General features: G+C 47.9%; 14 protein-coding genes, 1 pseudogene and 1 other annotated feature (1 of these 16 running past the window's edge). Of the genes and pseudogenes, 5 read left to right on the top strand and 10 right to left on the bottom strand.

Annotation, left to right across the window (positions count from 1 at the left end; translation table 11 throughout):
- Positions 1 to 119, bottom strand: a binding site (T-box leader); it reaches 144 nt to the left of the window's first position.
- A 440-nt stretch (positions 120 to 559) separates the two neighbouring features.
- Entirely contained in the window at positions 560 to 904 is a 345-nt protein-coding gene (locus MKY74_RS04325) for a winged helix-turn-helix transcriptional regulator (protein WP_076172373.1), read from the bottom strand.
- Between the two features lie 272 nt (positions 905 to 1,176).
- Between MKY74_RS04325 and nfsA the strand changes: the two genes are divergently transcribed.
- Positions 1,177 to 1,917, top strand: a complete 741-nt coding sequence (gene nfsA / locus MKY74_RS04320; protein ID WP_076172375.1) for an oxygen-insensitive NADPH nitroreductase — start codon at positions 1,177 to 1,179, stop codon at positions 1,915 to 1,917.
- Between the two features lie 157 nt (positions 1,918 to 2,074).
- On the opposite strand, the pseudogene MKY74_RS04315 reads toward nfsA, so the two are convergent.
- Together MKY74_RS04315 and MKY74_RS04310 are read right to left on the bottom strand one after the other, a co-directional pair.
- Positions 2,075 to 2,269: pseudogene (locus MKY74_RS04315) on the bottom strand (NUDIX domain-containing protein); the annotation flags it as partial.
- An 11-nt stretch (positions 2,270 to 2,280) separates the two neighbouring features.
- A complete protein-coding gene (locus MKY74_RS04310; RefSeq protein WP_076172377.1) occupies positions 2,281 to 3,060 on the bottom strand; it encodes a nuclear transport factor 2 family protein in 780 nt (259 codons plus the stop codon).
- Positions 3,061 to 3,310: 250 nt separating this feature from the next.
- On the opposite strand from MKY74_RS04310, the gene MKY74_RS04305 reads away from it, so the two are divergent.
- The gene (locus MKY74_RS04305; protein ID WP_076172379.1) at positions 3,311 to 3,919 is read left to right on the top strand and encodes a TetR/AcrR family transcriptional regulator; all 609 of its coding nucleotides are present in this window, start codon (positions 3,311 to 3,313) and stop codon (positions 3,917 to 3,919) included.
- 124 nt (positions 3,920 to 4,043) lie between these two features.
- On the opposite strand, the gene MKY74_RS04300 is transcribed toward MKY74_RS04305, so the two are convergent.
- Complete coding sequence (locus MKY74_RS04300; RefSeq protein WP_076172597.1) at positions 4,044 to 4,508, bottom strand: phage tail protein; 465 nt, start codon at positions 4,506 to 4,508, stop codon at positions 4,044 to 4,046.
- Between the two features lie 278 nt (positions 4,509 to 4,786).
- On the opposite strand from MKY74_RS04300, the gene MKY74_RS04295 reads away from it, so the two are divergent.
- The gene (locus tag MKY74_RS04295) at positions 4,787 to 5,389 is read left to right on the top strand and encodes an isochorismatase family protein (RefSeq protein ID WP_076172381.1); all 603 of its coding nucleotides are present in this window, start codon (positions 4,787 to 4,789) and stop codon (positions 5,387 to 5,389) included.
- Between the two features lie 74 nt (positions 5,390 to 5,463).
- Here MKY74_RS04295 and MKY74_RS04290 read toward each other — a convergent pair whose 3' ends face one another.
- On the bottom strand, positions 5,464 to 5,910 hold the full coding sequence (locus tag MKY74_RS04290; protein ID WP_076172383.1) for an Lrp/AsnC family transcriptional regulator: 447 nt from the start codon (positions 5,908 to 5,910) through the stop codon (positions 5,464 to 5,466).
- 158 nt (positions 5,911 to 6,068) lie between these two features.
- Between MKY74_RS04290 and MKY74_RS04285 the strand changes: the two genes are divergently transcribed.
- The gene (locus tag MKY74_RS04285; RefSeq protein ID WP_076172385.1) at positions 6,069 to 6,719 is read left to right on the top strand and encodes an SDR family NAD(P)-dependent oxidoreductase; all 651 of its coding nucleotides are present in this window, start codon (positions 6,069 to 6,071) and stop codon (positions 6,717 to 6,719) included.
- A 159-nt stretch (positions 6,720 to 6,878) separates the two neighbouring features.
- Here the strand turns inward: MKY74_RS04285 and MKY74_RS04280 are convergent, their stop codons facing one another.
- The 3 genes from MKY74_RS04280 to MKY74_RS04270 form a co-directional block, all read right to left on the bottom strand.
- Positions 6,879 to 7,892, bottom strand: a complete 1,014-nt coding sequence (locus MKY74_RS04280) for a DUF3231 family protein (protein WP_076172388.1) — start codon at positions 7,890 to 7,892, stop codon at positions 6,879 to 6,881.
- Positions 7,893 to 8,173: 281 nt separating this feature from the next.
- Positions 8,174 to 9,397, bottom strand: a complete 1,224-nt coding sequence (locus MKY74_RS04275; RefSeq protein ID WP_076172390.1) for an RNA polymerase sigma factor — start codon at positions 9,395 to 9,397, stop codon at positions 8,174 to 8,176.
- 8 nt (positions 9,398 to 9,405) lie between these two features.
- The gene (locus MKY74_RS04270; RefSeq protein ID WP_076172392.1) at positions 9,406 to 9,753 is read right to left on the bottom strand and encodes a YciI family protein; all 348 of its coding nucleotides are present in this window, start codon (positions 9,751 to 9,753) and stop codon (positions 9,406 to 9,408) included.
- A gap of 286 nt (positions 9,754 to 10,039) precedes the next feature.
- On the opposite strand from MKY74_RS04270, the gene MKY74_RS04265 reads away from it, so the two are divergent.
- Positions 10,040 to 10,609, top strand: a complete 570-nt coding sequence (locus tag MKY74_RS04265; protein ID WP_076172394.1) for a DUF4062 domain-containing protein — start codon at positions 10,040 to 10,042, stop codon at positions 10,607 to 10,609.
- A 113-nt stretch (positions 10,610 to 10,722) separates the two neighbouring features.
- Here MKY74_RS04265 and srtB read toward each other — a convergent pair whose 3' ends face one another.
- Together srtB and MKY74_RS04255 are read right to left on the bottom strand one after the other, a co-directional pair.
- Positions 10,723 to 11,502: a class B sortase gene (srtB, locus tag MKY74_RS04260; protein ID WP_076172396.1), complete on the bottom strand. Its 780-nt coding sequence runs from the start codon at positions 11,500 to 11,502 to the stop codon at positions 10,723 to 10,725.
- Between the two features lie 19 nt (positions 11,503 to 11,521).
- The gene (locus MKY74_RS04255; protein WP_341011697.1) at positions 11,522 to 17,815 is read right to left on the bottom strand and encodes a DUF7601 domain-containing protein; all 6,294 of its coding nucleotides are present in this window, start codon (positions 17,813 to 17,815) and stop codon (positions 11,522 to 11,524) included.
- Positions 17,816 to 18,392: the final 577 nt, after the last annotated feature.

Below are 18,392 nucleotides of genomic sequence, written 5' to 3'. Positions count from 1 at the left end.
TTTACTGTTTCAGCGAGCAACTCCAAGGTGAGTTCCAATTTTCTCCACGGCTGTTTCACACCGGCCAACAGCTCTCTGTTCGCTTAGAAAACCGTACTATTCCTTTTCAACGTAGTTTAATTATTAGGATTAATGCTATATCACCGACACGATGGTGTCAAGTGCAATCTACAACGTATTGTTCTTCCGTGAGGGCTTTTTTATTTGGCTGAATGCTGCGATATTTAATTTTTATGTACAAAAATAGTGGGTGCGGCGGTTTTTAACCATCATTATCGTTCGTGTTCCCTTCCAATTTATGCAGTAACCTATAATCAGGGTTTACTTCCCATGCTTCAAAGGAGGCACAAAGCATTTAGCATTCATGGCGTCTAATAATCTGGAGCGTTGCTGTGGTCTTGTGATGTATTCCCCAATATTGGATTCATCCATTTTTATATCGATCATTTCCCCATTCGTAAACCACTCAAGGCAGTAGTGAATCCCCTTTCCAAAGACTAAATGCTGGCTTTTTCCCTCAAAATATTGAACACTTCGGGGTCATAGTACATTAATTTTGTTATCCATACTCTCTACCGAAGTCCTCCATCTTCTCAAGGATCGGCAGTAATTTATTCCCCTTGTCTGTAAGCGAATACTCTACCCGAGGAGGAACTTCTGGATAAACATCACGTTTAATGACTCCATCTTGCTCCAACTCTCTAAGCTGCTTTGTGAGAGAGCCTTGCGATAAACCGCCAAGAAATTTTTTGATGTCCGTATAGCGACGCGTTTCTCCTCTTAGATACCATAATATAAAGTATTTCCAACGTCCTGAAAGGACATATTGGGTAAAGGATATCGCGTACATATCCCTGTTTTCATCGATGAACGCTTTATCAAATCCTTCATTACAGACCCTCATTGATATCCCCCCTGAAGGTACAAAAAGTTGTACTATGTTCATTTATATTGCCCTCTTTGCGGACCCAACGAAAAATTTTATGATAGTGTCAATGTCACCGGGACAGAACAACATTGGCCAATATTTAGTTAGCAGTCTTAATGTAATTATAGCAAAAAGGTGATTCAACTCTGAGCCTATACAGCTTAAAGGAGAGTAGGGAACACGCAAAAACATGTGAGTTCCTTATCAATACGGAGTTATTATATCAAATAAATATGGAGATGGATTACATGAATGAAACCATTTCACTGCTTCATAATCATGCATCTGTGCGATCTTTTACCAATAAATCCTTGACAGAAGAACAGCGAGAAGCAATCTTTAAAGCAGTCAGTCAAACTTCATCTTCCAGTCTTCTTCAAGCCGTTTCGATTATTCGAATCACAAATCCTGTTCTGCGAAAAAAAGTGATGCAACTCAGTATGGATCAACCCTATATTGAAGAAGCAGCAGAGTTTTGGATTTTTTGTGCAGATTTCAACCGTAATCATCAAATTGCCCCAGTGGTGGATATTGAATATATTGAATTTCTGTTGGTTGGTACGTTCGACGCTGGACTAATGGCACAAAATGCCTTAACAGCAGCCGAATCCATGGGACTTGGCGGTGTATTTATCGGGGCTGTCAGAGCTAATATTAACGAATTATCTGACCTGTTGAAATTACCGAAGTATGTGATACCTTTGGTGGGATTATGCTTGGGTACCCCGGCAGGAGATAAACCTGAACTTAAGCCGCGGCTGCCTCAATCCATGGTCTTGCAAGAAAATCAATATCAACCACTGGATCAAGAGAAATTAGCCACCTATGATGAAGCCATGTTGAAGTATTATGAGAGCCGTCCGGTTATGGCTCCCTTCACAGTGAAAAAAGTAAAGGGATGGAGTGACCATATCCAAGATCATCTCCAGAGAAGTACTCTCCCTCAAATGATGAACTATTTGAACAAGCAAGGATATGCGAAAAAATAAACGGTTAAGGCCGAGGTAAGTTAACTACATTAGCGCTGCAGAATAATAGGGATTTTCGCAACCGCGATTGCAAAGCGGTTGCGAAAATCCCTCTTTCAGTTCGGCATCGTTCTGCGCCAACAGCTCCGGCAAATTACAGCCGGACCTCCGACTGTGGCGGTCGTCCCTTATTAGCCGTTTCTTCAAGAAACTCCCTGCAGATCGCCTGATCAAGAGGTTCACCTAATTCAACATTTCCACCCGGCATCTCCCATGTATCTGAACGCCAATGGGTTCTAAGCAACAATACCTCACCCTTCTCATTGGTGAGCAAAGCTGACACCGCCGCAATGATTCGGCGATGCCTTTCTATCCCCCCAAGCCTTAAAACCGGCTGTTCGAATTTTTCCGCTTTTCTGCCGGCAGGATGGCTTCGACTACGTCCCAATGCTCGGCGATCTTTCCGTTCTCCACGCGGAACAAATCGTAAAAAGCCGTAGGCTGGCCATCAAACAAACCTTCGCTTACCGTAAGCACAAAATCGCCTTGGCCAATGACCTGATGGAGCTGAGTATATTGAAATTCAATATTTCTCTCCGATAGCGCCTGGAGTGCCGCATGCAGTCCCGAAAGGCCATCCCCAATATGCGGACTATGCTGGATGTAACGATCCCCGTCAAAATAGGAGTTCAGCAGCTCCGGATGTTTCCCAAACAAAATGTTCTCAACATAGCTTTGGACAAGCCCTTTGTTCGCGTCCGTCTTATCGATATCCTGAACCGTGACCGGTCCGTCAATCATCGTATGGCCGCTTGGCGTCTTCTCCACCATCTCCTGCAAATTGTCCCAATGCTCGACGATGAGTCCATGTTCAAAACGGAAAATATCAATCCCGATCTTAGGACCGAAGAATTCATATACGGAATGGAGGACCACCAAATCCCCGTCGACCAAAGCACGTTTAATGCTGACCTTCGTACCGTTTTCCTTTAAATGAGCCAGCGCACCTAGCATGGCATCACGGCCATCAGGTAAGGCTTGGTTGTGCTGAGTATATTTATCCGGATGAACGTAAGCCGTAATCGCTTCGGGGCTGCCGCTCTCCAAGCTTTCCAGCACAGCGGTTGCCTTAAGAACAAGCTCATTATGATCGTTGAATGTCATCGAAATATCCTCCCTTTGATATCGAAAGTTAAAATTAACGTTTGCGCTTGATGGACCGGTCCTGATCTCGCACCATTTATCGTCATCAGATAAATAATGAACACGATGTTGTTTATTTATCTTGTGCTCATTATAATAAGGAACCATAGTACCCTCAATATTCAATATTTTGAGTTTTGCAGGATAAGAGGCATTTCGCACGGATTTGTCGCTTAACGCCTTAAATTTCTTGTAGGAGAGCGAAATTCATATGAACAAAAAGAAGACCGATCTAAGAATTGTGCGCACGAAACAATCGATCCGAAAGGCATTTTATGAGCTGATTCAGGAAAAAGGATACGAAGCGATCACGATCCAGGATATCGCCGACCGGGCGATGATCAATCGAAACACGTTTTATCTTCACTACCAGAACAAGCCGGATTTATTAGATACATGTATGGACGAGCTGTTAAGCGAATTGCAGCAGACCGTCGTGCTTTGCCCATTTCATATGAACCCTTTCCGTCTGTCCAGACTGGAGACCGTCATGCAAGCCGTTCTGGAACACATTTCGGGGAGTATTACTTTGTACTATGCCATGTTGGTGGAGGAGAGCAGAATCTATCCGTTTCGAGCAAAAATGGAGGCGATCATCAAAGGCAAACTGGATGAGGGGTGGAGTCCTGCGCAGGGGGATTCGCCGTTAGCGGTATCTAAAGAATTGCTGCTTGAATACCTCGTATCGGCTTTCATGGGGATCGTGATTTGGTGGATCAAAAACGACCGGCCCCTGTCCGCGGCTGAGGTATCTTCCCAGTTCAGTAACATCGTGACCTATGGTCATTTGAGAGCTGCCGGCATTGCCGTCGAGGAGTAGGATCGCGAGAGCAGAGATGTGTTGTAGGCTGGCGTTCTTAAAAAGACAAAGGACAGGAGAGCATGGTCTGCCCCGCCTGTCCCGTTTATGTTTTGATTTGATTGCTTCGCGTCCTATGCCGAGCTTAATATTCCCCTTTAATGACAAAAAACGAACCCCGAATCGTTCCGGCCAGCTTGGACTTCTGCCTCGCAAACTTAAACTTCCCTTCCAGCTCTTGGGGTATCTCCATCCCTTCCGAAAGCTTGAAACCGACGGCCCGTTTCTTCGGGTCATCCACGGTATACATGACATTGAGTGCGAGACCGTCCGCATAAAAAACGTAGGCCATTTGGATATTTTCCACTTGAAAACGCGATGTTTCCAAAGGTTTGGCCGCAAACTCAATATCCCGTTCTTCTTTCAAAATCCGGTTCACATAATCCAGGGTCTCCTGGCTTTCGCTGGCGGGCACAACCGTAAATTCATGCTTGTACTTATTCATAAAGTAACGGGCTTCATTCGCGCGCAAACCGGCAAGGGCTTCAGCGACAGGTGAAGATTCTAAACCCACCGTAGATACATTTTGAAAATCAACGATATACGACATTTCCATCCCTCGTTTTCCCTAATTTCCAGATATCTATATTTCACAAGCTGACTGACGATTTTGTTAGTCTTCTAAATATTGTTTACATAGACTGGTAGAAACAAACATCCCGTTTACATATTCAGCACTTTGCGTCAAAATCCTTCACATATCTTCATAAAATCTATGTATTCTAGGAGAATCACTCCTAGGATAATCCACTCTCTCGTTAATCACCACGGCCTAATTTATACTGATTCCGTCATCATTACATTACAAGATTAGGCGGAGGGTTTCCTATGAATCAACTTCATGACAATCATACGCATAGCGGGCAAAGAGAACCGTTAATCGATTGGAACAGAACAGCTCTGGTCGTCATCGATCTCCAAAAATGGATAGGTCAGCAGTATGCGCCTTATTCCGCGGAAGCGGTCATTGCCAATGCAGCCAAGCTGACCCAGCTTTTCCGCAGTCATGGGGCTTTTGTGGCGCTCGTGCATGTATCCAGTAAAGACTTCAAAGATATGCTCAGCCCTAAGCTGGATACCGCGCCTCCCAAACTAAATCTGGTCGAAGGCTGGGACGAATTTGTTCCCGAACTCGGTGTCACTGAAACGGATCATATCATCTCCAAAAAGCAATGGGGGGCCTTCCACGGGACAGATCTTGATCTTCAACTGCGCCGCCGAAACATTGATACCATCGTCATCTGCGGTATAACATCAGGGATCGGTGTGGATACAACCGCCAGAGAAGCTTTTCAGCACGGATATGATATCATTTTCGCGATTGACGCCATGACCGGGTTCACGAAGGCTGAGCATGAGCATGTACGGGATGTTATTTTCCCGAGGATGGGGCGGATTCGCACAACGGAAGAGGTATTAAAAGGGATTTAGTTCCCTGGAGGGGTCGGCCAAAGCATCCCCAAATCCGATAGATTGCACTTTCTTCAAACCACCTGGCTAAGTCGTTAATTAGACTCGGGGACGACCGCGGCCAGGGATTTATTTTCAATAGGGGAAGAAAGTACGATGGACGTTGCAAATTTCCCGTACTTTACGATTTCGTTCTCAAACATCTCTAAATCCGGCAGTGACGCGGTAACTACCTTCAACAAGTGATTATACTCTCCCCCGCTTATCCTGTGGCACTCAATCACTTCCTGGGCGGATTGGCAGAAAGCATAAAGTGATTCGCAATTCGTTGCGCGCAGCCAAATAGCCGCCATTGTATGTTTACCTATCTTTTCTCTTGCGACGACCGCCCGATACTCTTTAATCACTCCCCTTTCCTCCATCCGCCGAACTCTCTCCGTTACAGCAGGCTGGGTTAGCCCAACCATCCTGCCTAGTTCTGTCATGGAGATCCTTGCATTGTCCTGCAAAACTAACAGGAGATTCTTATCAACCTGATCCAAGTGACCCACCCCTTATATTCTATAAGCGTATGAAGCTAAATGGTTTGATTTCCTTAGCGAATGATGATAAACACCTTGGTTGCCCCATGTAGCATTCCCATACTATCAAATATAATTTGTGGAGTACATTGGAATCCAAATTGAAGGAGCGAGTCTATATGGGCAAAAAATCTATTGTAATTGTTGGGGCAGGTCCCGGAGTGAGTTCTGGCGTAGCTAAAATATTCGGTTTGAAAGGGTTCAAAGTTATTCTTGTCGCCAGGAATGAAAAATCGCTGGGCGAGCTTGTAAAGAGCCTGGAGGCCCAGAGCATAGAGGCATATGGAACAACAGCGAATGCTGCGGATGCGGACTCTCTTCAAACCGCGTTCCAGCAGATCAAAAGAAATCATGGAATCCCGGAGGTACTAGTCTATAATGCAGCTGTTATTAAACTGGGGACTGCATCGAAACTAACGGAGGCCGAGTTGTTGGACGATCTTAATGTCAATGTGGTTGGGGCTCTAAGCAGTGCTTTACAAGTTATTCCCGACTTCATTGAACGGAAGAGTGGAACGATCTTGTTCACAGGCGGTGGATTTGCCCTAACTCCTGCTTATGAATTAGCTTCTTTGTCTGTCGGAAAAGCCGCTCTACGCAGCTTAGCCTATACATTAGGAGAAGAATTGAAGCCTCATGGCATTCATGTGGGCACCATCACCATTGCTGGTACAGTTGCGGTGAACACAAATTTCGACCCTGATCGAATCGCCCAAACGTATTGGGATATGTATGAAAAGCAGAACGAACGTGAACTCATCTATCAGTGAGTACTCCATTAGCGGTCATTTTCGCCGTACTTAGGGTACGGATCACCCGGCTGTCTGTAACCGCAAGCTTAAAGGCCATCCTGTAAAGGATGGCCCTTCCTATACCTATAGCTCACTAGATTCAACTATGGTGCCCAAAACAGTTTCTAGATCAAGCTTTTAATGTCCCGCCTGTACCTCATCTCGGTCTATAGCTTCTGGAGGTTGCTCCAACCAGCCATGGTCAATCATAATATTGGCACCATCTTCTACATATAACGATACTTGCAACTGACATTTTGCAAATAAGGCGGCAACATCTTTTCTTGCACTAAGTGAGGCACCATTGGCGTATTCCCGGATCTTCATGGCAAACATATCGATTTTATGATAAACCATCAGTTTGTCTGAGAAAGGAGACTCCGTTGATGGTCTGACCAGATGATCAATGAGCGAAGGAGATGGCAAACCGTCTTTGGACAATTTATCCGACATCTGATCAATATGTTTTTGGTTAAGATTCTTTCCGCGTTCTAAATATTGTCTGACTTTTTCACTTTTTGCCACCTGAACAAAGCCAGTAATAATGGCTTTACTTGTGATGTCGTTGTTCATGTTTCCGTATAAATGGGCAATTTCCAAGCCTTGCAGCGGTCTCCCGTTTCCAAAAAATACATTTAAGAAGCTCTGTTTGGTAATAAAATCAACTCCTTCGGGAGGAGGAATGACGGGTGGATTTATTGATGCATTTTTGGAAAGCAAAACATCATTGACCCGAACCATTAATTGGCTCGTATCATGAAGGGTCTTGACAAAAAAGTCCCGGATATCTTTCCTCGTTACTAAAGGTATAGCCACGCTATAAATACTCATCCCAGCTTTGCCCAGATACTGTAAGTAATGAAGATAAAAGTCATCTTCATACAGTCGGGGTGCTTCCAGATTTACGTCGTCCTTCGTAAACCCGACCGGTATGGGAAAAGCCGCTTGTTTAAAAATGGCTTCGATATCCTGTATATAATCTTCACATAACCCCTGGGCAAATTGTAAAATTTTTTTAATTTCTTTATCGTTCACATGCTGGAGATAATAACTAAGCACGCATTTTCCCATCGTATTTCCAACATACGTTGCCCAAAGTTTCCCCATCTCCGCTGCCGTTAATTGTGATTGATCTGTTTTCACAAAACTCATTCCTTTTATGGTCTATTGGGAACCCATGCCTAGGATATCCAGTGACCAGCTTCGAAATACACTAGAAGCGCACCTTAAAATTAAGCACATCTCCCCCTCAAGTCCTCCCACGATACGGAAGAGGGACAAGTTGTCCAAAGGCTAACAAATTCTATAAAACATTTACCGTTACTTATGGTACGGATTCAGTTTAACGGGTTTATCGGCGGAAAAGTGAGAAAGGGGCTGGCACGCCAGCCCCTTTCTTCCTCGGGTAGTATATTTTATCCCGATGTGTTGCTTTATATCTCAGCATCTTGGCGATTTAGAAATTGCCGAATCGATATATCTGTGCTTAGCCCAATGGCACGGCTATAAGCCAAGTGAGCATCTTCCTTCCGCTGCATCCGTTTGTATAAATGGCCGGCAAGTGCCCAATAGGGCTGATAGCTTACCACTTCTGCAGATGGAATGGCTTCTAGAAGCGCAATGCCGCGTTCCGATCCATAAGCCTCCGCCACTGCAGCGGCTCGGCCGACTAATGCGCCTAGGGTAGGAGATATACGAATGAGGCCCTCGTATAATTGAGCAATCGCCTCCCACTCTGTTTGCCCAGTCCATAAACGCTGTGCATGCACGGATTGGATCGCGGCCATGAGTTGAAAGCGTCCGATTTCACCGGCTTGCGAGGCGATATGCAGATAACGCTCCGCTTCCAAGATCAGGCTTTGTTCCCATCGGGCACAATTCTGCTGCGAGAGGGGAATATAGTTCCCCTCTTCATCATGCCGAGCCCCAGCTCGTGCTTCACAGTGCAGCATGAGCGCCAACAGGCCATTAACCTCCGGCTCGCGGGGGTTGAACTGGAGAAGCAGCCTTCCCAGATAGATCGATTCCTCTGCCAATCTCCTGTGAGGCGAATCGGCACTGGCTGCTTCGTCCCACCCGCTCCCGTATGCAGCGTAAATAGCCTCCAGGACGGAATCGAGACGATTCGGAATTTCTTCAGCATCGGGCAATTCAAATGTGATGCGTTCGGTACGAATTTTGGCCTTTACCCGCGTCAGACGCTGGCTCATGGTGGAGGGCTTGACGATGAATGCAGATGCAATTCGGGCTGCATCGATTCCAAGCACCGTCTGCAGCATCAGCGGTGTACGCATCGCAGGGTCAATGGCCGGATGAGTACAAAGAAACATCATCCGCAGTCGTTCGTCCGGAAAACCAGTGTTTGACGATGCGAGCCGCTGTGTATCCTCTGACATGGCAATGAGTGTCGGCAGCGCACTTTCGGAAACGCGGGTACGGCGTGCACGGTCGATAAGCCGCCTACGGGCGGCAATAACCAGCCATGCCTCAGGCTTATCCGGAATGCCGATCTTCGGCCAAGTTTCTAACGCAGCGAGAAAAGCGTCTCCGATCGCATCCTCAACTGCCTGCAGGTCCCGCCAATTTACAGCTAAATAGGAGAGTAATCGGCCGTAAGCGTTACGAGCTGTTTGTTCAATAACTTGATGAGCTTCCATAGAAATGATTACTTCAGCGCGGGAAGGTTCTCTCTGACCTCCACCGTATCGACAGGCCCTCGAGCAGCCCACTCTAATGCAGTATCCAGATCCGGAACATCAATCACGAATATTCCGCCGAGCTGCTCTTTCGTCTCGGGAAACGGTCCGTCCTGAACCGCCATTTCACCGCCGCGCCGTTTCATCGTTGCAGCTGTCTCTGGAGCATGAAGCCCCGAACCAAACACCACGATTCCAGACTGTCGTAAAGCATGCACATAATGCGTCCAGCCTGCCAGGTATTCTTGTTGCCGGGCTGGATCCATTCTAGCCGCAAAATCCTCCTGGCTCTCGTAAAACATTAGGGTGTAACTCATACAAAAACTCCTCCCTGTAAAACCGTATTGGAATTGGGTTGCACTATAATGTCGTGTGGGCTGCTCCAATTTCTACATTACAAGAAAAATATTTATATAAAAAGCCGGCGTCATTTGGGATGCCCTATGTAATGATGTATATGGTCGTTCAGGCGCTCCCCGGGCGGCAAGATTGCCGCATGAAAACACCAGCCAATTTTGACATATAAAGTGAGCGAATGTTAGATTCTAAATAGAATATTTCAATTCTATATATTTCTACGAATTTTTTAATTTAGGTGGGCTTATGAGAAGAAAATTACAAATTTATATATCGGCTACTTACTACGATCTTATCGAGGATCGACATGCCGCTGTTGAATCCATACTTCGAGCCGGTCATATCCCTGCTGGAGTCGAGCAATTTTTCAATGAAAGTCCAATGAACATGAGGAAAAGATGGATCGACGATTCCGACGTATATATCCTGATTCTCGGCGGATTCTATGGTTTAACGCTCCCTGATGATGAATCCAAAAGCTATACCCAATGGGAATATGAGTATGCCGGAGAAACGGGAAAACCTAGATTTGCTTTTGTTCTCACAGATGAGAGATTAAGACAACTGCCATACGATTTCACAGAAATTGAACACTATCAGGAGTTTCAAGCGTTTAAGCAAATGGTCATAGAAGAAGTCCCGATCTATTATGTTGATGATGTACGACACATTAAAATGGTACTACGTGATCAATTGCCGGTGTATGCGGCAAGAGACGATTTGTATGGCTGGGTTTCCGGTAAGGATGTCCCGGACGTTCAAAAGCTTTTGGAAGAGAATGCAAGATTAAAGGCGGAATTGGAGAAAAAGAAATGAAAGAGGGGCTGGAACAACCAGCCTCGAATCCTAAAAAAATCGCGTCCTCCAAAGAGAGAACGCGATATCAAACAGCTTAACTCCGTAAGCTTGACTCCGTATTTTCAACATCGTCATTTCATCTTTCGGGCGACTACCGCTAACCGGCCGTTTTCGGTTGAGTACTCACAAGTGGACAGTACAACAAGCTTGTCGCCATACCGGGCAGTTACGCCCGTATCATAAAGAGCGAGTTTCTTGATGTTCTGTACATACGAATTGAACTCGACGGGCGTACTTACATTCTCAATCTGGTAGTATTTAAAAACGTCGTCCGATTTGCGATAAACTTGCGACAGAATGACGGCTACAATTTCGTACTTTTCCTTTTCAAAAAGCGTGCTGAACTGGAACGTAGCGTGCTCTTTATAAAAGTTTTCGTTCTTGTACTTCATTAAATCTTTAAACATCCAGCCGCTTTTCATGTGATGTCCATGAATCAGCAAAATGCCCGAACCATTGGCCCGGCTATGCGCATCCAAAAAGGGAAGGCCACCTTTGTTTTCCTTCTTATCGAAATCATGATTTAGATAGTACTCCGCATCCTGCGGATTCTGCATGACCGGGTACTCAATTCGGGTGCCGTCAATCTTCAGCCAGCCGACGATATCCGGATTCCTCTCGTAAAGCTCACGAAATTCGGGAAGCATGACCGGCTTACCCTCCTTATTGGCCAAAAAGGAGGGGATTGCATCCCCTCCTCCTTGGCCAGACCTTTCCTCCCTAACTTTTGTAAGCTCTTTGATTTTCTGCTGCTCAGCATAATCCCGAAGGAGAGTCCTCGCAATACTGAAGAGAGAAAATACCAACACAAGGAGGGAAACGGCGATAAGAATCTTTTTCGTTTTGCTCATTTTCTTACCGCCTTTCCGGTCACTGAATGTGCTTTTTCTTCTTGTTACCGATTAGGCAGAGCCCGATCGTCATCAAGGACATCAGCGCTAAAGCCATATAAAGGATAGGCGATACGCTGTTGTCTCCGGTTTTCGGAGCATCGTCCAGTTCGTTGCCGATGTTGCCGGTTCCGTTGTTGCCGTTATCGGTTCCACCGTTGCCGTTGTTGGTTCCGCCGTTACCATTATCGGTTCCATTGTTGCCGTTGTTGGTTCCGTTGTTGCCGTTACCGGTTCCACCGTTACCGTTGTCGGTTCCGTTGTTGCCGTTGCCGGTCCCACCGTTACCGTTGTCGGTTCCGTTGTTGCCGTTGCCGGTTCCACCGTTACCGTTGTCGGTTCCATTGTTGCCGTTGCCGGTTCCACCGTTACCGTTGTCGGTTCCATTGTTATCGTTACCGGTTCCGTTGTCGGTTCCATTGTTACCGTTGTTGGTTCCGCCGTTGCCGTTATCGGTTCCGTTGTTGCCGTTACCGGTTCCACCGTTACCGTTGTCGGTTCCCCCGTTGCCGTTGTCTCCCCCACTATTACCGTTGTCGGAGCCGCCACCGGAACGGATCGGCTTCATTGGCACGTCGTATTTGATAATGTCATAATCGACAGAAATCGTATCGCTCCGATGCGTCTCATATCCATCCTTCGTTACGATCAGATAGTAATCCGCGTCAGGAAACACCATGTATGCATAGAAGCCATTTGCGTCGCTATCTTGCTCGGGGCTCTTATTGTTGTGCGGCGGGAAATTCGGAACCGAAGGAAGCGTTACTTTCGTACCCGGAATGCGTCCGTTATCTCTATTCCGCTGCGTATCCGCATAATACAGAGTCACCTTGGCTCCATCAATTTTCTTGCCGTTGATAGCGTCTCCTGTCGTTTCATCATAAACCGTACCGTAAGGATCAACCAATGCCTCGGAAATATTCAGCTCTCCGTTTGCTTTCACGTCCAGCTGCGTCACCTTGAAGAGCAATTCCTGACCGCCCTCAGCTTCATAGCGAACTTCCATAGTGTACTTCTGCTCGGTTAGCCCTTCCACGGAGAAAGTGCCGTTTGAAGCCATCGGAAACGCCTTGGGACGACCGTTCTCCTGAATATAATTGCCGTCCTTGTCCTTCAAATAGATATGCATCTGGCTGGTAAAAGAATCGTTGAATAGCTCTTTTGTTCCATCCAGCTGCTTGAACAGCACGATTCCTACCGCCGTAATGTCGGCCGGAACGGTCTCGTCTCTCACACTGCCGTCCACATTTGCTTTTTGCGTGAACTTGACAGGGACATCTTTTCCGCCTACATGATACAGCTTCGTATAAGTGATCGTATAGTCCGTATCCGCTGCGGCCGGAATCGAATATTCACCCTTCTCATTCGTCCGAATCTTTTGCTGTTCATCGGTCTTCTTGTTCGTCACGATGATTTCCGCATTCGGAATGACTTCGCCTGTGTTGTTGTCACGCAGCACGCCTTCCAGATACGGGCGGGTATTTACAAAGTATGCTTTGGCCGCTGTTTTCTCCGGAATGGTTCCTGTGCGAACGAAACCTTCAGGATCCGTCACATAGCCATCTTCCGAATAATCGACCTGGGTCACCGTATACTGAAGGCCCGTCGGGAGTCCTTGCACGACAAGCGTCTGACCATCCGTAAGCTCGAAGGTGCCTCCACTCTTAATCACACCATTGGTTTCATCCGACTTCACAAAAGTGTAAGATCCGTTCTCTCCCTCACCTGTGAAGGTGATCGTGTACTTGAACAGCTTCTTCTTGTCGACGTCTTTGCCTTTAACCGTGTTGCTGATGAGCAGGTCGCCCTTTATGACTCGAACGTTTGTGAACGGGGCTTCTTTATCAGTACCTTGCATGACTCCGGTATAGCTTTGTTCCTCAGGAGTAGTTACGTAATCATCGGTTGTATAGTCCTTCTGAGTAGCTGTGTATTTTAGATCTTTAGGCAGATCCACAATTTCCAGCGACTCTCCATCCTTGAGTGTGAAGGATTCGCCGGACGTGATCGTACCTGTGCCGCCATCCGACTTCTCGTAAGAGTATCTTCCGTCCTTGCCTGCACCCTCAAAGCTGACGGTATACTCGAACTCCTTCGTTTTGTCGCCGCCGTTGCCCATGACCGTATTGCTGATCGTCAGCTTGTTGACGGTTCGCTCATTGATAAAGTCCGCCTTGTGGTCGCCTTTATTCACGATTGTGTTAGACCATTCTCTCGACTCCGGCTTAGTCGTGTAACCGTCAACGGTTGTATAATCGCCCTCGGTAACGGTATAAACCAGCCCTGCAGGCAATGCCGGCAACGTCACAGTTTGCCCGTGCTTAAGGGTAATCTTGCCACCGTTTTTGATCGTGCCCGTTGTATTATCTGACTTTTTATAGAAGTACTCTCCGTCGTTGCCATCACCGTCGAAGGTAACAGTGTACTCGAACTCTTTATTCGGGTCGCTTCCGTTGCCTTCCACCTTATTGGTGATGGTCAGCTTGCCTTGGGCTGGTGTTGGGACGATCAGCGGATTAGTGCTATCCACCTTTATACCATCTACAAGGACAGGCTTGCCCGGCGCATCAATGACACGTACACGGTATACCGTAGTCGTAGGCAAGTAAGTTAAGAGATCAATATATGTCTGCTTGAGCAAATAATCCCCCGGCAGCTGAATAATGAAACTCGTCTTGCCGTCCGGGCCCGTCGTTTTTTCCGCCATTACATTGTTTTCTTTATCCTTGGCTGGTGTACCGTCAGGATTGAACAACTGGAACTTTACGTCCTTCAGCGGTGTTGTGCCGTCGGGACCCACCTTCTTGAGGAAGAGCAGGCCGTTTTCATTTGCGCTTCCCGCCACATCGTTCGCGTCCAGCGTAATACTGCTCTGCGCTCCGATCGGCGGAAGGCTTTCATCGCCCATCAGCTTGATGGAGTTCCCGGCCGCTCCCGGCTGCATGCCCTGGGATTCGGTCTGGTACACGAGCTGATAGAGTTTGTTCGGGTCGGCAAAATCAAACCTGAGCGTCGATCCTCCGGTGGCCTGATCTGTGCCTGCGGTTACCTTCACTTCAGAATTCGGATCCTCAAGATTCAGAGGCCCTCCGTCACGCTCCAGAGTGCCGTCCGGCTTCAACTTGCCGGGATAAACAGCGATGTCAGAAGGTTCGAGAGATAGACCGCCCTCTGCATTTTGGCGCAGCTTCAATCCCTTGGCAAGGGTATCCAGCAAATAGACGCCTTGCTTCATCTCGAACGGAGGCGTGTAGTTCACCGTCCATTCCTGCACACCGGAAACAGGCTTTTTCCCCGTCTTGCTCAGAGACTGCACAGGCACAATGATTCTGTGCTTCTCGGTGGCGCTATAAGGCTTGTCTCCCCATTTCATGGAGAACACCGCCTGATTCTCACCGGCATTATTGTTACCTAGCTGGTAGGCCGCAAGCGTGGCATTGGTCGGACGCGCCTTTACCAGAATGACGTAGGGGCTCTCCAACTTGGAGAAGGTGAATGTGCCTACATTGTCATTCTTGGTGAAGCTCACCACATGCTGAGGCGTACCCGGCGCAATGACAGAAACGGCCTGGGCATATCTGCCATTCCCACCTTTACCATCGGTTCTATAGCCCGTACTACCTTTATAAAGCCTAAAAGCCTCGCCCGGAGCATAATCTACAAACTCCCAACCCTCCGGCAACGTATCCACCAAATTAATGTCGCTGGCTACGCGGGTGCCGCCATCCTTGGCCATCTCCTCCGTATTGAAGCCCGGCATGTTCACCGCCAGCCGGAAAGTGACCGTTCTATCCTTGCGGTCATAGCCTGCCAGGATGTAATTGTCAGGACGGGAGTTGTCCGTATACCAGTTCGGATCGTTGGCAACGGGTGTTCTCTTCCATATGCTGTCACTCCATTGGCCTGAATAGTTTCGGTTCCAATCGGCTGTAACCCCCTCTACACCCACCGTGTTGGCATACAGCATCTCCTTGTTCAGCATCCGCACAAAGTTCGAGGTGTTGGCTTCGGCGCGGCTCACATAATTGTCGCCATCGAAGAGCAGCCCCCGGTTGCCCCATGTGTTTCCGGCGTTATCCTGGCGGAACAGGTTATCCGGATTGGTCGTGACGGCTTCAAAGGAAACGCTCCCCGGCACAGTCCCTTTATACCCGGTCACTTTGATCAGATCGGCCACCCGCTCGCCGTTCACCGTCAAGGGGATCACTTCACCGGTCAGTCCGTTACTCACGGTCAGTGTATTCTCGCGGTATTTTTGCCAAAGCTGCTTGGTATCGATCTGGCTCTTGATTGCATCCAGAGTTGCCGATGTTACCTTAGGATTGGCGTCCAGATTATTCAGTACATCGAGAGAACCACCGTGAATCAGCAAATCATAGACGGCTGGAGCATCCAGATCGTACTGCAGCGTCAAGTTCATCGTCCACTTGGTGCCTGCGACGTTGTGCAGCGCAGTGGTGGTGGTGGCACTTTTCGTGAAGGCATGTGCGCCGATTATAACCCTTGCGGTCTCCACAACGGCTGCAGGAGCGGCCCATCCGGTCGCATCGTTGTTCTGGATAGCATTTTCTCCATCCTTCACATCCAATTCCCAGTTGGCGCGGGCACTATAGTCGAAGGTTGACTTGCTGCTGTCTGTCACCTTTGTCACAACCGTCATATAGAGGGGGCCGTCCAGATCCCCGCCGATGGCGGTTCCGATCTCATACTCCCCTGCGGCGTTGCGGGTAATTGGGGTAGATGTACCGTTGTCCCCATTCTTATAGGTTGCGGACACAAACTCCGTCCCGGCGGGCAGAGTGTCTGTAATCTTAACGTTCTGCAAACCAGTTCTGGACAGTACGGTGTTGCTGTTAATTCTCTTGTTGACCTCTACCGTCCATGTAATGAGCGTATCGTTTCCGCTCTTGTCGGGCTTGCCGCTCACCGCAATCCAGTTGGGGCGTATGGCAATCCGATGGGTATTGGATGAAGCCTTCACATCGGCAGCGTCATCCAAAAGCTTTGCGGCATTATCAACGCGGTACCATCCATACTGATCAAAATTGCCGTTCTTTTCATAGTAATAAATATTCTTAGGAATCCACGTTTTGAAGGTGATAGTCGCCGTGCTTTTGACGTTATCTGCAGTGGATGCGTCTGGGAACTTGTAGGAAATCGTGCCACCAACATAAGCAGGATCTGCCGCATTTCCATCCACAGCGAAGGACCCAGGCACATATACACCGACGTTCGCAAGCTCATCAGAGAAGGTCAACCCGTCCAGCGGCATGGGAATGGTCTTATCGTCCGTGTCGGTGGCAGTCACTACCGCTCGCCATGTAATAGCTCCCTCTTGAAAAGAGGCGTTGTTGATCCCGCTGTCATAGCCGCCGTTGCTTAAGGAACTGGCGACAATGGTATACTCCGGTACCAAATCAGAGTTTTTAAACTTATAGCTATCTCCAAAAATGGCCGTATCCTTGCCTCCGCCGGGCGACTGATCTGCCGCCTTGGCTTCAGCGGAGAAGCCGATTTTGACGTCGCGTCTACTCCCGTCATATACCCCTGCTCCATCAAACGTAATCTTGATGGAATCGACAAAGAACTGGACGGTAGCAATTTTCAGTCCGCCTTGATTGATCGGTATAGGACCCGCAGGCGTCAAATTCACATCAGGGAAATAGGTCACCTTATCCAGAACGGCATAATCTCCCTGCTGAATCACGCTTTCAGGCGGAGCATTGAGATCGTCGCCCTTGGTTGGCACGGCGATATCCTCCAGCGCAAGGGTAAAGTTCTCCCGGCCGTTAATCTCGCCCCCCGCCGGAACCACAACTGCAGGGTCACCCTGCTTCACTGTGAGCGTGAACGCCGGATTAGCGTTCGCCAGCACCGTCGTTTTGTCCGCCGGGTCTGCCGCCATTTTCTCCACCGTAGGAGCGGGCTGTGCATCGTCCACTGCCTCAGGTGACGAGGACGGTTGGTCTATCGATGGTTCGTTTGGCGTATCGTCCGCCACCTCGGGTGTCGCCGGCGGTTCTTCCGTCGACGGTTCGTTTAGCGTGTCGTCCACCGCCCCAGGAGTCGCCGACGGTTGTTCCGTCGACGATTCGCCTGGCGATTCGCCTGGCAATTCGTTAACCGTCTCAGATACCGAAGATGATTCGGTTACCGGTTGGCCTGATTCGCCATCCGCAAATGCGGCAGCAGAGAACGCCACCGTCTGCAAGACAAGCATAATTGCCAAGCAGAAAGAGAGTATTGCTTTACCTATGCTGCGTTTTCGTTTCAAGACACTTTTGTCCTCCATTCCCAAAACTATCGAAAAATTTAGCGACTGTGAGATCATCGGTTCAATAACGCTCAACAGAATAGACAGCTTCTATTGGCTCGATCCCAGCAGCCCTTTGCATCATCTAAGTCTTGCAGGACTCCCCCTTTCCCCTCCTCCACAGATGCTGATAGGCCTAGTTGGTAACATGTAGTTGTGCTCTCTTCTCTTCCTGTTATCTGAGTTTCGCTGTGATCTATCATCACGAAATCTCCTAAGGTGTAGTACATCTACATATGACCAGCCCATTTAGTTCTGTCTAATTTTGGAGAATAAAGTCGACATGCGATGATTATACTCATTCCTACTGAATAATTACTGAATATTACCAGACTAAGGATAAGATCACACAACCTCAATGAAGCCCGACGCCTAGGAACCACCTTTACGAGCTGCGGAAAATGCTTCATATAGAATTGAGAAATGAGCGGGCAAACTTTAATAGAACGTTATTGGCTGTCTCTATCCGAAGCCATTCTCAAAAAAACACAAAAAGACCCGTAGGAAGTCATGATTCCGAACGAGTCTTTTGATTCTC

It is taken from the genome of Paenibacillus sp. FSL R5-0378 (assembly GCF_038009285.1).
GTDB classification, from domain to species: Bacteria; Bacillota; Bacilli; order Paenibacillales; family Paenibacillaceae; genus Paenibacillus_AQ; species Paenibacillus_AQ favisporus.
This window is presented reverse-complemented; position numbering and strand designations above follow the sequence as displayed.

Bases quoted from the DNA above. Each gene is read 5' to 3' on its own strand.
- MKY74_RS04325 (WP_076172373.1), bottom strand. From the start codon at position 904: ATGAGGGTCTGTAATGAAGGATTTGATAAAGCGTTCATCGATGAAAAC.
- nfsA (WP_076172375.1), top strand. From the start codon at position 1,177: ATGAATGAAACCATTTCACTGCTTCATAATCATGCATCTGTGCGATCT.
- MKY74_RS04310 (WP_076172377.1), bottom strand. From the start codon at position 3,060: ATGACATTCAACGATCATAATGAGCTTGTTCTTAAGGCAACCGCTGTG.
- MKY74_RS04305 (WP_076172379.1), top strand. From the start codon at position 3,311: ATGAACAAAAAGAAGACCGATCTAAGAATTGTGCGCACGAAACAATCG.
- MKY74_RS04300 (WP_076172597.1), bottom strand. From the start codon at position 4,508: ATGTCGTATATCGTTGATTTTCAAAATGTATCTACGGTGGGTTTAGAA.
- MKY74_RS04295 (WP_076172381.1), top strand. From the start codon at position 4,787: ATGAATCAACTTCATGACAATCATACGCATAGCGGGCAAAGAGAACCG.
- MKY74_RS04285 (WP_076172385.1), top strand. From the start codon at position 6,069: ATGGGCAAAAAATCTATTGTAATTGTTGGGGCAGGTCCCGGAGTGAGT.
- MKY74_RS04280 (WP_076172388.1), bottom strand. From the start codon at position 7,892: ATGAGTTTTGTGAAAACAGATCAATCACAATTAACGGCAGCGGAGATG.
- MKY74_RS04275 (WP_076172390.1), bottom strand. From the start codon at position 9,397: ATGGAAGCTCATCAAGTTATTGAACAAACAGCTCGTAACGCTTACGGC.
- MKY74_RS04270 (WP_076172392.1), bottom strand. From the start codon at position 9,753: ATGAGTTACACCCTAATGTTTTACGAGAGCCAGGAGGATTTTGCGGCT.
- MKY74_RS04265 (WP_076172394.1), top strand. From the start codon at position 10,040: ATGAGAAGAAAATTACAAATTTATATATCGGCTACTTACTACGATCTT.
- srtB (WP_076172396.1), bottom strand. From the start codon at position 11,502: ATGAGCAAAACGAAAAAGATTCTTATCGCCGTTTCCCTCCTTGTGTTG.